The sequence below is a fragment of the Enteroscipio rubneri genome, assembly GCF_002899715.1.
GTDB lineage: Bacteria > Actinomycetota > Coriobacteriia > Coriobacteriales > Eggerthellaceae > Enteroscipio > Enteroscipio rubneri.
On sequence record NZ_PPEK01000006.1, the window covers coordinates 46,552 to 61,916 of the forward strand.

10 protein-coding genes are annotated in these 15,365 nt (G+C 61.1%); 6 read left to right on the forward strand and 4 right to left on the reverse strand.

From position 1 onward, the window contains the following. Window positions 1-89: 89 nt before the first annotated feature. The 3 genes from C2L71_RS06445 (at window position 90) to C2L71_RS06460 (ending at window position 4,736) form a co-directional block, all read left to right on the forward strand. Window positions 90-1,076 carry a GGDEF domain-containing protein gene (locus C2L71_RS06445; protein WP_103264967.1) on the forward strand — a complete coding sequence of 329 codons (987 nt, stop codon included), beginning with the start codon at window positions 90-92 and terminating at the stop codon, window positions 1,074-1,076. A gap of 207 nt (window positions 1,077-1,283) precedes the next feature. Continuing rightward, window positions 1,284-2,525: a phenylacetate--CoA ligase family protein gene (locus tag C2L71_RS06450; protein WP_103264968.1), complete on the forward strand. Its 1,242-nt coding sequence runs from the start codon at window positions 1,284-1,286 to the stop codon at window positions 2,523-2,525. Window positions 2,526-3,191: 666 nt separating this feature from the next. Beyond that, entirely contained in the window at window positions 3,192-4,736 is a 1,545-nt protein-coding gene (locus tag C2L71_RS06460; RefSeq protein ID WP_103264970.1) for a sodium:solute symporter family protein, read from the forward strand. A 99-nt stretch (window positions 4,737-4,835) separates the two neighbouring features. On the opposite strand, the gene C2L71_RS06465 is transcribed toward C2L71_RS06460, so the two are convergent. Together C2L71_RS06465 and C2L71_RS06470 are read right to left on the reverse strand one after the other, a co-directional pair. Further along, window positions 4,836-6,350: a helix-turn-helix transcriptional regulator gene (locus tag C2L71_RS06465; protein WP_103264971.1), complete on the reverse strand. Its 1,515-nt coding sequence runs from the start codon at window positions 6,348-6,350 to the stop codon at window positions 4,836-4,838. Between the two features lie 175 nt (window positions 6,351-6,525). Then, window positions 6,526-8,121: an FAD-dependent oxidoreductase gene (locus C2L71_RS06470; RefSeq protein WP_103264972.1), complete on the reverse strand. Its 1,596-nt coding sequence runs from the start codon at window positions 8,119-8,121 to the stop codon at window positions 6,526-6,528. Between the two features lie 246 nt (window positions 8,122-8,367). On the opposite strand from C2L71_RS06470, the gene C2L71_RS06475 reads away from it, so the two are divergent. From C2L71_RS06475 to C2L71_RS06485, 3 genes are all read left to right on the forward strand, one after another. Continuing rightward, window positions 8,368-9,408, forward strand: a complete 1,041-nt coding sequence (locus C2L71_RS06475; RefSeq protein ID WP_239926422.1) for a YdcF family protein — start codon at window positions 8,368-8,370, stop codon at window positions 9,406-9,408. A gap of 258 nt (window positions 9,409-9,666) precedes the next feature. Beyond that, window positions 9,667-11,325 carry a Na+/H+ antiporter NhaC family protein gene (locus C2L71_RS06480; RefSeq protein ID WP_103264973.1) on the forward strand — a complete coding sequence of 553 codons (1,659 nt, stop codon included), beginning with the start codon at window positions 9,667-9,669 and terminating at the stop codon, window positions 11,323-11,325. Window positions 11,326-11,873: 548 nt separating this feature from the next. Next, window positions 11,874-12,347: an Rrf2 family transcriptional regulator gene (locus tag C2L71_RS06485; protein ID WP_103264974.1), complete on the forward strand. Its 474-nt coding sequence runs from the start codon at window positions 11,874-11,876 to the stop codon at window positions 12,345-12,347. A 7-nt stretch (window positions 12,348-12,354) separates the two neighbouring features. Here C2L71_RS06485 and C2L71_RS06490 read toward each other — a convergent pair whose 3' ends face one another. Together C2L71_RS06490 and C2L71_RS06495 are read right to left on the reverse strand one after the other, a co-directional pair. Continuing rightward, complete coding sequence (locus C2L71_RS06490) at window positions 12,355-13,803, reverse strand: Nramp family divalent metal transporter (RefSeq protein WP_103264975.1); 1,449 nt, start codon at window positions 13,801-13,803, stop codon at window positions 12,355-12,357. A gap of 4 nt (window positions 13,804-13,807) precedes the next feature. Next, window positions 13,808-15,157, reverse strand: a complete 1,350-nt coding sequence (locus C2L71_RS06495) for a magnesium transporter (RefSeq protein ID WP_103264976.1) — start codon at window positions 15,155-15,157, stop codon at window positions 13,808-13,810. Window positions 15,158-15,365 lie beyond the last annotated feature (208 nt).

Here is a 15,365-nt window from a genome sequence, read left to right on the forward strand (position 1 = left end):
AAAGAGCATGCTTTCCGCCGTGTCCGTCTCAGAGGGATGCTGCTATACTAATGCCCCCGGTGGTATGGGCAATAGAAGGCGAGGGCGCCATGCGAGAGACGATGGATCGGGCGTGGCTGGCGGAAGCGGTAGAGCTGGCGCGCGAATTGGCGCATGCGTATCTCATCGAGCCATCGGAGGAGAACGTTCAGTTCATCGCCGGCGCCATGGATCCGCAGCTTTTGTCGCTCATCGGAACGGGCAAGCACGAATTCTACGCGGATATCGCGTCGTTCTTCGAAGGGCTCGAGCGCGATCAACAGGAGGCCCAGGGAGTCGTATTCGAGATTCTCGACGAGTATTACGAGCCTCGGCCGATCGGCTGCGACTCGTGCCTCGTGATCGGCACGTTGTGGGTGCGCGAGCGCCCTGACCGGCCCAAGCCGTTGCTCGTGGAGATGGACACGCGTTTCACGATCGTGTTCCGCCGCGAAGGCGGCCGTTGGCTGCTGACCCATCTCCATCATTCCACGCCAAACCTCGACCAGCGCCGCGACGAGTACTACCCGAAAACTGCTACCGAGCAGGCGAACGCCGCGCTCGAATACTCCAAGGCGCTGGAGCGCCGTGCCGAGCTGGACTCCATGACCGAGCTGCTGAACCACGCCGCGTTCGAGAAGCACGTGGCGGCTGCGCTCATCGAGGGTGCCGAAGACAACGCCTTCTTCATGATCGATCTCGACAACTTCAAGACCGTGAACGACACACTCGGCCATCCTGAGGGCGACCGGGTTATCGAGGAGTTCGCCGACGTGCTGGAGCAGGTGTTTCCCCGCGACGCGCTCGTCGGCCGCATGGGCGGCGACGAGTTCGCCGTGTTCTCCACGAATCCGTTATCCGCTGACGATGCCGAAGCTAAGGCCCGCGAGCTCATCGAGACGTGGTGCGACCGTTCCGCCCAGCGCGCTGTGGAGCTGGGATGTTCGGTGGGTATCGTGCGCGTGGTGCGCGGCCGCACGTTCTTCGACCTCTACCGTGCGGCCGATCAGGCGTTGTACGCCAGCAAGGGAAACGGCAAAGCCTGCTTCAGCTGGTGATGGGCGAGCGGAACGCGCGGCGACGAAGTTGCGGGTTTGCAATCGCGCTCGCTTCGCCTAGAATGGATGCATGGAACACGTGAACGACATCTTCTCCTCTCCAGCCGTGGTTTCGGCAGGGCGATGGCTCTAGCTTCAAGACTCGCGCTTGCGGGCTTGAAGCATTTTCATACCCTGTAGAAGACCATCGTCCGAAAGAGGATCATCATGCAGCTTACCAGCGACCAGTTCGCGCTCATCAAAGACCAGTTCAAAACGCTCAAGGAACGCTCGCCGTTCTACGCGAGCAAGTTCGAGGGCATCGACCTTGCCGACGTGCAAACTCAAGAAGACTTCGAGAAGCTCCCATTCTCCGAGAAGGACGACCTGCGCAACGCCTATCCGCTGGGGCTGCAGGCCGTTCCCGACGAGGAGATCGTGCGCGTCCATTCGTCGAGTGGCACCACGGGTACGCCCGTCGTCATCCCCTACACGAAACAGGACGTCATCGACTGGGCTATCCAGTTTGCTCGCTGCTACGAAACGGCTGGCATCACCAACAAAGACCGCATCCACATCACGCCCGGCTACGGCCTTTGGACGGCGGGGATCGGTTTCCAGCTGGGCGCCGAACGCCTGGGCGCCATGGCCATTCCCATGGGGCCGGGCAACACCGAGAAGCAGCTTCGCATGATGCAGGACTTGAAGTCCACCGTCCTGTGCGCCACCAGCTCCTACGCGTTGTTGCTGGCCGAGGAGATTGCCGAACGAGGCATTCGCGACAAGATATGCTTGAGCAAGGGCGTCATCGGAAGCGAGCGGTGGGGCGACAAGATGCGCCAGCGCATCGCCGGCGAACTGGGCGTGGAGATATACGACATCTACGGCCTCACCGAGGTGTACGGTCCCGGCATCGGCATCTCGTGCGACGAGCATCACGGTATGCACGTCTGGGACGACTACGTGTACTGCGAGATCGTGGATCAGATCACCGGCGAACCGGTGCCCGACGGTGAAGTGGGCGAGCTCGTGCTGACCACGCTGCGCAAGCAGGGCGCGCCGCTCATCCGCTACCGCACGCACGACCTCACGCGCATCATCCCTGGCGACTGCCCATGCGCGTTCGGCCATCGTCATCCGCGCATCGATACGCTCACCGGCCGTACCGACGACATGTTCAAAGTGAAGGGCTGCAACATCTTCCCTGCTCAGGTGGAGGAGGTTATCAGCATCACCGACGGCGCATCGTCCGAGTATCAGGTGATGATCGAGCATATCATGGGCAAGGACGTGCTCACGGTGCTGTTCGAGACGCCTCTCGAGGGCGAATCGAAGGAGCGCGCCGAACAGGAGCTGGCCATGATCTTCAAGGCGAAGTGCGGCTGCACCCCCGACGCCAAAGGCGTTCCCATGGGCGAGCTGCCTCGCAGCGAGAAAAAGACCAAGCGCATCTTCGACAGCCGGTACTAGAGTTCCGTTTGCCAACGGCAAACGGAACGTGCGACGCTCCACGGCGCTGAGGCACACCGCCTTCGTGCGATCTCGAAGACTTCCGTACCAAAGTACGCTTCGCCTTTGCGATCCCGCGAATTCGGGTGCACCTCAGCGCCGATCGCTGGCATAGCAACCGTTCGTTCGCAGGGGAATCACGAACTTCTCGCTGTGCGAACTGCTCCACTATGGTAAAGTAAGCCTATGCATTCCGAGAAGGTACATACTGACGCTGAACAGCGCTGGCAACTCCAGTTCGCCGTTGCGGCTGCGCTGCGCGCCTTCGCGCCGCGGTCTTCCGAGTGCTTGGCGACGTTCGCCACAAGCCGTACGGCTTCTTCGCACGACGGTTCCGTCTACTGCGCCCTTCCTTATTATTCCTATCGATACCTCTAGCACATGGGTTTGCCCGTGGTGCTGCGTCCGTGCCGCGTCTCGACATGGCGCGCCTGCAGCTGGCAAAGTCATGTGCGCCACCGCGAGGGCCCGCTCCCGGCGCATTGTTTCACGTGAAACATCTGTTCCTTTATCGCAGGACGCAGTGGCAAGTGTTTCACGTGAAACACTTCGAGATGCCAAGGGCTCGATTCCAACGGAAAGCGAGCGACGCGTCGTCGGCTCGCATGAGACGATAGGAATACTCCCATGATCGAAAAGATATGCATGGTGCTCATTTTCGTCGGCGTGGCGGTGGGCGTCGGCATCTACTGCCGACGACACACCGGCACCGTCGACGGGTTCATTCTGGGCGGCCGCAACGTGGGGCCGTGGCTCTCCGCGTTCGCATTCGGCACGAGCTACTTCTCCGCCGTCATCTTCGTGGGATACGCCGGCCAGTTCGGCTGGAAATACGGCGTCGCCGCCACGTGGATCGGCATCGGCAATGCCATCCTGGGCAGCTTGCTGGCCTGGTGGGTGCTCGGCCCGCGCACGCGCGAGATGACGCACCGCCTGGGCGCGTCCACGATGCCCGAGTTCTTCGGCGCGCGTTACCAGTCGAAGGGCTTGCGCATCGCGGCCGCGGCCATCATCTTCGTGTTCCTCATCCCGTACACGGCCAGCGTCTACAACGGCCTGTCGCGTCTGTTCGGCATGGCGTTCGGGCTGCCCTACGAGTGGTGCGTCATCGGCATGGCCGTTATCACCTGCATCTACGTGGTGCTGGGCGGCTACATGGCCACCGTCATGAACGACTTCATCCAGGGCATCGTCATGCTGTTGGGCATTGTGGCGGTCATCGTGGCCGTGCTGGTGAACAACGGCGGCTTCACCGAGGCCCTCACCACGCTCTCGCTCATCCCGGCCGAGGGGTCCGAGATGGCCGGCCCGTTCGTGAGCTTCTTCGGGCCGAACCTGCCCGACCTGCTGGGCGTCATCGTGCTGACCAGCCTGGGCACGTGGGGCCTGCCGCAGATGGTGCAGAAGTTCTACGCCATCAAGAGCGGTCCCGCCATCAAGCAGGGCGCCATCATCTCCACCGTGTTCGCGATGGTGGTGGCGGGCGGCAGCTACTTCCTGGGCGGGTTCGGCCGCCTGTACGGCGGGCAGGTTGAGATGACGGCCGCCGGCACGCCGGTGTACGATTCCATCATCCCCACCATGCTGTCCACGCTGCCCGACCTGCTCATCGGCATCGTGATCGTGCTGGTGCTGAGCGCGTCCATGTCCACGCTGTCGTCGCTCGTGCTCACGTCGTCGTCCACGCTCACGCTCGATCTCATCAAGGACAACCTCGTGAAGAACATGAGCGAGAAGAAGCAGCTGTCGTACATGCGCGTGCTGCTGGTGGTGTTCATCGTGATCTCGGCGGTGCTGGCGCTCGTGCAGTACAACTCGTCCATCACGTTCATTGCGCAGCTCATGTCCATCAGCTGGGGCGCGCTGGCCGGTTCGTTCTTGGGCCCGTTTTTCTGGGGACTGTTCTCCAAGCGCATTTCGCGTCCGGCCGTGTGGGCCAGCTTCATCGTGGGCGTGGGCCTGACCACGGGGAACATGATCGCCGGGTTCATGGGCACGGCGTTCATCGCCAGCCCCATCAATTGCGGCGCCATCGCTATGGTGCTGTCGCTGGTCATCGTGCCGGTGGTGAGCCTGTTCACGAAGCGCGTGGACTTCGAGGTGGACCCACCGCACGTGGAAGGCGCCATCGACCGCGAGTACGAGCAGGAGCTAGAAGCGGAGCAGGCATAACCCTGATCGGATGCGGTGCCAATCTGGTGGGTGCTCAGCCGGCGGTGCGAGTGCTATGAACGCAGTCGTGATCGGATGCGATGCCTACCTGGTGAGTGCTCAGCTTCGCGTGTTGTTCGACGGATCGTGTTCAGCGTCGCTGGTTTTCGAGGGAAAACCAGCGACCATGTCGATAAGCTCCTGCTTATCGTGCACTCCCAGCTTCTGATAGATTCGCCTTTTGTGGGTGTTGACGGTGTTCACCCCGATCAGCAGCTCGTTGCTGATGTACGGCGAGGTTCTTCCCTGAGCGAGCAGCGCGAGTATCTGCGTTTCCCGCTCGGTGAGGCCGTGCGCCTGTCCGAGCGCCGCAGCCGATTGCCGAAGCAGGCCGTTGACTTCTGCACCGCTGCGGCCGGACGAGGGCGCACCGTCGGATCCTGCTTTCATCATGGCCCATACATTGTCGATCCCGTTGGTGTCAAGCACCAGCATCGTGGCGATGACGAGGATGCATACCGCCGAGGACAAGATGCTCTGCATTTGAAGCGCGTCCGCGGCGAACATCGTGCGCGCGACGACAATCGCGAGCGTCCCCGCAAGTAGTCCGGCCGAAGATAAAAGCCGTGCCGCGCCAGCCGTCGCGCCTGCATCGCTTCGGTGCACGCGCATAACCTCGAACACGATGGTCCAGCTCATACATTCAAAGAAGCCATACGCCATATGGGCGATAAAGCCCGCGGCGAAGCTGCCGTTCGAACCAAATATCGGCACAAGAACCAGCCCGACAAGAACGATGGACGTGGACAGGCGATAGGCGGTGTGGGGTTTCCAAGAGAACACGCAAAGTCCGACGAAGAATACCACGGCGGCCAGCGCGCGTCCTCCCTGCTGGAAATCCATGAGAACCGAGTCAAGGAAAACCGTCGAACCCGAAAAGCGCTGCATGATGCCGAACACAAATCCAAAAGCGGCGAACCAGAATGCCACGTTGCGCGGGAAACCCATCACGGTGCAGGCACGGGCCGACTCGTCGTCGGCCGCGCTGCACGCGAAGACGGTGCGCTCGCTCTTCGGCGTGAGCGGCAGATCCTGCCGCGGAGGTGCGAGCAATGCGCAGCTTGCAAGAGGCAGCACTGAGACCGCGACGATTCTCATCCAGTCTGAAAGCTCGATGGCTACGAGGTAGAAGGGGAACGAGAGGGCGATCGAGCCGGCCACCCAAACATAGCCTCGCCCTTGCTTGTCCGATGCGTAGTCTTCGGCCCACATGAGGACGATCGCTCCCATTCCCAGGCCGATGAGCGCAAGGCCTCCGGCCAACATTCCGAGGGAAAGAGCCCCTCCCAAGCTCACGAGGATGGCCCCCGCCGATGCAAGTGCGGCGATGGCCCAGCGAACGGTTCGCTTTCTCGTGCATTCGAACAGTGCAGGTGCACGGTAGCACAGCACGTATACGAGGATGCAGAACAGCACGGAGACCATCGACGTCAAATCGCCGAACAGCGTATTCACAGCGACACTTCGCGCCAGGGGGACGCCCACAAGGGCAACGTCGATCCACGCCCAGTACAGGGCGAACCCAACGATAGGCCGCACCGATGATGCGTCGATGTGAGCGCGAATGCCCCTCATGCAGTCCCTTCCCTTTCGACTCCGTCGGCGAGTATAACGCCTTCGGCACGTTCGCCAGCTGGCGAACGTGCCGAAGAGGCCGATCCTGCACGTGGAGGCGCACGACGAACGGGGAGGCGCTGGAGGGAAGGGGGAAGCGCCTTCCCCCTCGCCGTGCCAAGCAAGCGCAGGGGGCTTAGCGAATATCGCTGGCTATCTGCTGGGCGGCCGTCCGGCCCGAATAGGTGCAGTAGCCGTTCATGCCTCCCGATATCTGGTAGTTGTAGGTATCTTGATACAGGCCGCACGAGGTCACGCCCGAGCTGTACAAGCCGGGAATGACGTTGTTGTCGGTGTCTAGCACCTGCATGCGCCTGTTGACGCCGATTCCACCGAACGTGGTGAGCACCGAAAGATCGGTGTGGACGGCGTAGTAGGGACCAGAGCCGATCGCGTTCAGATAGGCGGCGTCCTTGCCGAAGTCTTCGTCGACGCCCTTTTCGCACAGAGCGTTGTAGCGCGTGACGGTGTCGGTCAGCCTGGCGGGATCGGAACCCATATCAGCCGCCAGCTCTTCGAGCGTCTCGCCCTTGAATACCACGCGATAGCCGCTTGCCTGCGCTCCGGTTTCGAGTTGTTCGCGCAGACCGGGAAGCCGATCGCCCGGCTCGACTTCGAGGTTGCCGACGTAGCTTCCCCGCCCGTTCTCCAAAAGTTCGATAAAATCGTTGTCGAAGAACGTGTACGTGTCCGACAGCTGCGAACGCTGGGCGTTGATGACGAGCGCATAAAGCTTCTTCAGGTGCAGGTCCTCGGCCATGAAGCGCTCTCCGTCGCCATTAATGTACAGGCCGGGCTGAATGCAGGCGGCCATGGATATCGCGTCGCGGATCACGAAGCCATCCACCCCCAGGCAGGGGAGGATGGAGATGTCGGTTTCCTTAGCCCCGACAGCCCAGGCCATTCTGTGCCCGTCCCCTACGTTCGGTAGCGGGAACTCGGTCTTGGCGTGCGAGGTGTCGATGCCGGTCTTTTCTTGCAGCAGTTCGAGGTCGTTGCCAATGCCGCCGCACGCCAGCAGCACGGCCTTTGCGTTTACTTCGAGAATCTTCCCGTCATCCGTTTCGGTGTACACGCCCACGACACCGCCGTTCTCAACCTTGAGGTCGATTGCGGCCGTTGAGGGGCGCGTTGCGATGCCAAGCTCCTCGATGCGCGCCAGCATGGAAGCCATAAAGCTCGTGCCGATCTTGCCTTCCCACCAATGTGCAGTCGGGAAGGCGCTTACGCCGCGGTAGTCGTCCACGGTATCGAACACGACGCCCTGATCGCGAAGCCAGTCGATGTTCTCTCCCGATCGTTCAATGTAATCGCCCCACAAAAGCGGGTCGCTGTGGTGGTTCGTGTAGGCCAGCTCCTGATCCACCACCTGGTAGCGATACGGCAGATCGAGGCCCGCTTCATGTTGCATAGCGGATCCCAAACCGAATATGACCTCGGTGGCGAAAGAGGAGCCGCCGAGCTCGCTCGACTTCTCGATCAGAACGACGTCGAGCCCCGCTTCGGTTGCTTCGATGGCAGCGCACATACCCGAGTTTCCAGCGCCGATGATAGCGACGTCGGCTGATATGCTCTCGTCAGGGGAGTAGGTTTTCGGTCCGGGCTGCGTGCTTTCTTGCGCGCTTGGATCCGTAGTCTGCTCGGACGGTCCGCAGCCGACGATTCCGACCGCCATCGCGCCGGCTCCAACGATGCCGGCGCCTTTCAAAAAGCTACGACGAGTAAGTTCCATACGTTCCCTCCTGCATTCTCGTGGACAGCAGCCGCCTCGTCAGAAGCGACGGCTTGATCGTAGGCGTGCGGCAAGGAGGGCGTCGACCTCCGTTTCAGAGGTTTGCGTGCGATCTTCCGTCACCTGTTTCGCAGTATCGAAGGCGTAGCTCCAGGTCGAACGCGGTATAAAAAGCGCGGGCGGCACGTTTCGCATGCGTAGCCGAAAGGAACAATTTGGCGACGGGTCGTTATCGGACGATATACTATGTACGACGCCCATTCGTCGAAAGTGCTGACCATGCTGCTCCAGCTCATTCTCATATACTTTCCCGCTCTTGTGTTCGGGCTGCTGTTCGCGAGAAATTTCCGCAAGGAGCCGCGACAGTTTCGAAACGCGCTGTACTTCTTCGCGTTCTGCCTCTGTGCGCTCTATGGCTTGTCCATCCAGTTCGAACTGCCGTGGCTCGTGCTGCTGGGGTTTGCGGCCATTCCCTTCGGCACGGTTGCATTTGTGGGGTTCTTGATCGCGAACACGTTCGTGGTCGTCAAGCGCGAGGGCCTGAGCCTTGCCAATGTGCTGCCGGGGCTGCTTGCGATCTGCACCGTGGCGGTGTGCGTGAGCGGGCCGCTGCTGCTTCTTGTTCAGGCGCCCCCGCTGCTGCTGGCGCTGTACCTGCTTGTGCTGATGGAGGGCTCGTACATTGCGTTCACGTTCGCAGCGCTTTTGCTGTATTCCTGGCTGTATCGGCGACTGCCCAAACGCTGCACGTATGACTACATCGTCGTGCACGGAGCGGGCCTGTCGGAGACGAAGCCCACGCCACTTTTGGCTGCGCGCCTGGACAAGGGCGTCGAGCTATGGGAAGGAGGCGGCCGCAAAGCGGTCATCATCGCATCGGGAGGGCGTGGCTCTGACGAGCAAGTCTCCGAAGCCGAGGCTATGAAGAGGTACCTGGTGGAAGAGCGCGGTGTGCCCTCCGATGCCGTGATGCTCGAGGATCGATCGGCCAACACCATGGAGAACCTGCGCAACTCGAAGGCCATCATGGACGCGCGATCGGGTGTGGGAGCATATCGCACCGCCGTGGTGACCAGCGACTACCACGTGTTCCGCACGGCCGAGTATGCTCATAAGATCGGGTTGGCCGCCGATGGCGTTGGTAGCAAGACCGCGCGCTACTATTGGCCCACGGCTTTCATCCGCGAATATGTGGCCGTGAGCAACGCCCATCGCTGGCCCTTCGCGGTGATCTTCGTGCTCTGGCTTATACCGGTCGCCCTTTGGTTTGCCGGCTTCGTCCTGTAATCGTTGCGCACTCCGATTGCGGGCATCGCGAATGCGCCCTTTGGTGCCTGCTTCCGTTCGAAACCGCGCATCGGGCTTGCAGCTCGCTCTCCGAGGCGCGCATACCGTTCGCGCGGGTTCGCGGACAAAATCGCGTGCAATTCCGTTCCCGTGGCGCTGCTCGTACCGTATACTAATGCGCATCGTTGCGTATTCGCGCGGGCGTCCGTATGAACGACCTCCGCGCGAATGCGTGCCGCTTGAGAGAAGGGGACGTATATGGAAGGATTCGACCTGATCAGCACTGGGGTGTGGTCTATCATCCCGCCGCTCTTGGCGCTGGGGCTGGCGCTTATCACAAAGGAGGTGTACTCTTCTCTCGCCATCGGCGTGTTCACCGGCATGGTCATCTACCAGTTCACGCTCAACGGCGCCGGGTTTGAACAGCTCGTCGATTCGTTTACCATGGTGCCCCAGATGATGGCGGAGCAGATTGCCGGGAACGGGGCGCTGCTGCTGTTCCTTGCGTTATTGGGCGCGCTCGTCGTGGTCATTGCGGCTGCCGGCGGATCACGCGCATACGCCGAATGGGTATCCACCCATGTCAAGAATGCCAAGATGGCGCAAATCCTGACGGCGGTACTGGGCATCATCATCTTCGTGGACGACTACTTCAACTGCCTCACTGTGGGCGCCGTCATGCGCCCCGTCACCGACCGCTTCCACATCAGCCATGAGAAGCTGGCGTGGATCATCGACTCCACCGCGGCGCCCATCTGCATCATCGCACCGGTGTCGTCGTGGGCCGTGGCCGTGGGCGGCTACCTGGGCGAGGGCGGCTTCACCACGTTCGTGCAGTCCATCCCGTACAACTTCTACGCGCTGCTCACCATCGTGTTCGTGTTCTTCATGTGCGCCACGAATCGCGACTTCGGTCCCATGCGCGTGGCCGAGGCCGAGGTGCAGCAGCCGACCGAGCGTCAGCACCGCATTCCGCCGAAGGACAGCGCGCTCGAGGCTATGTCCACCGCACGGCTTTCCGATCCGAAGGAAGCCGACCAGCTTCCCGTCAACCTTGAGACCATCGTGGCCGAGGAAGACGAGCTTGACGAGGCGGCGCAGACGGCTGTCGAAGAGTTCAAGGGCATCAAGGTGTCCGAGAAGGGCCATGTGCTCGACCTCGTGGTTCCCATTGTCGTACTCATCATCTTCTCGATTCTGGGCATGCTGTACGCAGGCGGGTTCTTCCAAGGGGTCGACTTCGCCACCGCCGTGGGAGAGAACCCCGTGTTCGGCCTCTGCATCGGCGTGTGCGTTGCGCTCGTCGTTGCCGCGGGCATGTTCCTTCCGCGCAAGCTCATGACGCTCTCGGGCTACATGGAGGGTATTTCCGAAGGCGTGCGGTCTATGGTGGGCGCCATCATGATCCTCGTGCTGGCGTGGAGCCTGGGCGGCACGTGCCGCTACCTGCTGGGCACGGGCGAATTCGTCAGCGGGTTCTTGAACAGCATCGGCGTGGGCCTCGTGTTTCTGCCGGCTGTCATCTTCGTGGTGGCGGCGTTCATCGGCTTTGCCATGGGGACGTCGTGGGGCACGATCGCTCTCATTCTGCCCATCGTGATCGGCGTGTTCCCGGTCGAGAACCCGTTGTTCCTCGTAGCCATCGGCGCCACGCTGGGCGGTGCCGTCTACGGCGATCATGTGTCGCCTATCTCCGACACGACCATCCTGTCGTCGGCTGGCGCGCAGTGCAACCACTTACGCCACGTTGCCACACAGCTTCCCTACGCATCGGTCGTGGCCTTGATCTGCCTCGCGGGCTATGTGGTTGCCGGCTTCACCGGCAATCCCTGGATATCGCTTGCAGGTGGCGCCGTGCTCATGGTGGTGGCGGTGATCGTGCTCAATATGTCGCCGTACGGCGCCGTGAAGAAGTAGGGCGGAAGCGCCTCGCAATCCGTTCGCATGTGTGCCTTCTCGTTGCGGCCCCGGCTTGGCCGGGGCCGCAACGTGCATGCAGAGGTGTATTCGTCCGCCGTCTTTCGCGGAGACGCACGGTTCGCGTTGTCCGGCATAATCCTGTGTGGGTACGGGGGGGGGGACTTCGATGCCGCAATCGTTTCGCGCCGTGCCCTGCGAGACGCAGAGCACTGCTCTCGGAGCGCATGCGGTCTTTTTCCCAGAACGTAACAGCGACGTTGCACCCCGGTGCTAAATACGTGTGCAGTTTGCGCATACGTAACTGTTTACCTTCGGTTTAACCTGCAAACGCATCAATGACCTTGCTATAATTCTTTGAGATTGGCTACACTCAAGAAACCCCGAGTGCGCTCTTCTCCTGCGAAGGGAGGCGTGATAGAGGATGGCGTTGCATCCGCGCGCTGTTTTCTTGCCACTTGGGCGAAGACGAAGGTTGGAACCACGGCCCTATCGCTCGGGATTGCGATGAAGCTATCCTGGTTCGATAACGAAGTTAGGAGACAGCAGTGCAACTCAAGGCATCGACCGATTACGGTATGCGCGCCATTCTGTATTTGGCAGCGCAAGGCACCACCTGCTCGTCGAAGGACATTGCGAACGATATGTCGATACCACGCGACTATCTTATTCAGCTTGCGCAGCTGCTCCGCAATGCGGGTATCATCGAGGCGCGCCCTGGCAAGCACGGTGGATACCGTCTGGCGAAGGACCCCGCCGATATCACCGTCCTCGAAATCATGGAGGCGCTCGACGATGACGCCAAGCAGTCGACGCGCGCGAAGCGCAACGCCCGCAAAGGCGGCGCGATGGTGCAGGAGGTCAAGCGCACCTACGACCTGATCGAGGAGAGCATGGACACGTTCCTCAACAGCCTTACGGTAAAGCTGTTGCTCGAATGCGCGAATGACAAAGAGGGCAGCAAGAAGTTCCTCTCAGACCGCTTCGACGAAGAAAGCCGTCGCCTGTCCGAGCTGAACTAGCGCGCTCCTACCCGATACCGAGCACCTGCATAACGAGCAGTGACACCGTCAGCACGGTGACGATGCCTACTGTCACCCATATGAGTGCCCGCGACACGATGCGCGATCGATGCGCGCCCATTATTCGCTTGTCCGCAGCTATAACGGCCATGAATACGAGCAGTACCGGCAGTACGAGGCCGTTCACGAACTGCGCCGTCAGCATGACGTTCATGAGATCGATGTTGGGCACGAGCACAATGACGGTGGAAAGCACGATCACGAACGTGAAGATGCTTTTGAATAGCGGGGCCTCCTTCCACTTGAAGGAGACGCCTGCTTCCCAGCCAAACGCCTCGCAGATGACGAACGCTGTGGTGAGCGGCAACACGCACGCAGCCAAAAACGAGGCGGCTATCAGGCCGATGGCAAACAACGCCTCGGCATAGGGGCCGGCGAACGGTGCGAGTGCCCGCGCGGCATCGGCAGCGGATTCGATTTCGACGCCCTGCGGGAACAGCACCGCGCCGGTGGTCACGATGATGAACCAAGCGACGAGGCATGCAGCCACGGTGCCCGCGACGACATCCACCTTCTGCGGCCCCAAATCCTTCGCCGTCAGGCCTTTTTCCACGACGTTGCTCTGATTGAAGAACATCATCCACGGAGCGATAGTGGTGCCGATCATCGCGATGACGAGCGATACAAAGCTCTGATCACGTATGATTTGCGGCAAAGCGGTGCTCTCGAGCGCATCGCTCCAATTCGGCTCGGCCAGTACGGCTGCTACGATATACGTGACGAATACGAGCGACAAGATGAGAAACACTTTCTCGACGCGCTTGTAGCTGCCTCCCACGATGAGCAGCCACACCGCTCCCGCAGCTACCGGCACGGCAAGGTACTTCGATACGCCGAACATCTCCATACCCGAAGCGATGCCTGCGAATTCTGAAAACGTCGTGCACACATTGCCGATGAGCAGCGCCAGCATTGCCAAGGCGGTAAGCCTGATGCCGAAACGCTCGCGGATGAGCGCGGCGAAACCTTTGCCGGTGACTGCGCCCATCCGAGCGGCGGTCATTTCCACCACGATGAGCAGCACGCACATAAGGGGTATGACCCAAAGCGTGGCGAAGCCGAACTTTGCTCCTTCGGTAGAGTAGGTCGAGATTCCGCCCGCATCGTTGCCTGCCATGGCCGTGACGATGCCTGGTCCGAGGGCGGCAAGTAAAAGCCACAGCTTGCTCGATTTTTTCGGAGGCGCTTCGAGCGCGCCCTCCGAGGGGACACTGTCGACGTTCGCGAGTTTTTCGTCTGCATCGACGCTCTGCGCTCGGCGCCTTCCGCCGTGTGCGGTCTCGCCCGATTCCTTTTCGATCTTCAGATGCTTGGAGCCGCCGACGCCTTCGATGCGGCCGGTCTCGAAGCTGCCCCATTCCCGTTGCGGTGTGCGACCAGTGTTTTTCTGCTTCATGCGATCACCAGCTAAAACCTATGATCTGGAAGAGCACGAGCGTGTAGAGCGCCAGGAAGAGTACGGCGGCAACGCCAATTCCCAGAGCCTTGAGTACCGTTGTCTTCGTCTTGTCGCCGCTCACGTCTTCCTCGATAGCATCCCAGGCGTCGTCGACGGTGACGATGCCGAGCAGTACGCCGTGCTCATCGACCACCGGCATGGCGGGCAGGTCGTACTTGAAGATGTCGGCGGCCACCTCCTCCTCGGTTTCCTCGGGTGGCACTGAGATCACGTCGTCATACATGACCTCTCCCACCGGCTTGGCGTCGTCGGTGAGCACGAGGGTGCGCAGCGATAGCACGCCCGTGAAACGGTCGTACTCATCCAGCACATATACGTAATGTACGGTGGGATGATCCTCGTCAAGCTCGCGCAGCACCTCGATGGTCTCTCCCACCGTCGTATCCTCGTGCACGGCCACGAACTGCGTGGTCATCATGCCGCCAGCCGTGCCGTCCTTGTAGCCCAAAAGCCGTCTGATCTCGGTGGCGTCCTCCATGCCCATGAGGCGCAGCAGGGTCTCGGCCTTCTCGTAGGACAGGTCGCGTACAATGTCGGCAGCATCGTCGGGGTCCATGTTGCCCAGAAGCCCTGCGGCGCGGGCGTCGTCCAAATCCTCGATGAAATCGGCCTGGTATTCGTCTTCCATCTCCGAAATGGCCTCGGTTGCCTGGGCATCGTCGAGATGCTCGAACACCGTTGCGCGCTGCTGGGGGTCCAGCTGCTCCAAGATGTCGGCCACGTCGGCAGGGTGCAGCTCGTCCAAACGCTTATGGGTAACGGACAGCTGCACCTCAGATAGGTCGCGGTCGAGCAGGTCCATGTAGTTCCACGCGATGATCTGTTCGTCGATGCGCTTGTTGAAGGCCTTCGCCACGGCCACCGCAGCATGCTCGACCCAGGGGGCAAGACCGCGCAGGATGCCGCGCGTGCCCACTTCGGCGCCCAGCAGGCGCAGCTGCGAGCCTGAAACGGAGAGTTTGAGATCGTTGACGCGCACGACCTTCATGCCCTGCGTATCCACGATCTGACGGTTCAGCAGGTCGCGTGCCAGCAAAACCTCGTCAGGTTGCAGATAGCTGAAGCGTATGTCGTGGCTTTCCACGGCAAGCCGGATGCCGTCATCGTCAAACTCGTCGACGTACTTGCGCCACGAGATCATGAACGGCACTTTGCCCGGCCCTTGGAAGGCCAGGCTGGTGATGCGGGGAAACACCTCGCCGGTGGAAATGGCAAGGTCGGAGATCGTGCCGATTTTCTCGCCGGTCGCGTCCACGACAGGCTTGCCCAGCATTTGAGAGAGGTAGAGCATATGCATGTCCCTTACTGTCCTGCTCATGATCGACATCCGGCATGAACGCTCCGCCGCACGTTCGTCGTCCGTGCGGATCGTCAGAACATTGTCGCATCATGAAGCGCCGCAGCCGTCCTTCGACTGCCGGCGTAAGGGAGTCGAAGGAGAACTACTTACTGTGAGGCTTCGATTTTCGAACCTTCAAGTACGTTCCTTTCCTTCGAGT

Coding starts and splice junctions, on each gene's coding strand:
- C2L71_RS06495 (WP_103264976.1), bottom strand. CDS start 15,157: ATGCTCTACCTCTCTCAAATGCTGGGCAAGCCTGTCGTGGACGCGACC.
- C2L71_RS06475 (WP_239926422.1), top strand. CDS start 8,368: ATGTACGACGCCCATTCGTCGAAAGTGCTGACCATGCTGCTCCAGCTC.
- C2L71_RS06480 (WP_103264973.1), top strand. CDS start 9,667: ATGGAAGGATTCGACCTGATCAGCACTGGGGTGTGGTCTATCATCCCG.
- C2L71_RS06465 (WP_103264971.1), bottom strand. CDS start 6,350: ATGAGGGGCATTCGCGCTCACATCGACGCATCATCGGTGCGGCCTATC.
- C2L71_RS06470 (WP_103264972.1), bottom strand. CDS start 8,121: ATGGAACTTACTCGTCGTAGCTTTTTGAAAGGCGCCGGCATCGTTGGA.
- C2L71_RS06445 (WP_103264967.1), top strand. CDS start 90: ATGCGAGAGACGATGGATCGGGCGTGGCTGGCGGAAGCGGTAGAGCTG.
- C2L71_RS06490 (WP_103264975.1), bottom strand. CDS start 13,803: ATGAAGCAGAAAAACACTGGTCGCACACCGCAACGGGAATGGGGCAGC.
- C2L71_RS06460 (WP_103264970.1), top strand. CDS start 3,192: ATGATCGAAAAGATATGCATGGTGCTCATTTTCGTCGGCGTGGCGGTG.
- C2L71_RS06450 (WP_103264968.1), top strand. CDS start 1,284: ATGCAGCTTACCAGCGACCAGTTCGCGCTCATCAAAGACCAGTTCAAA.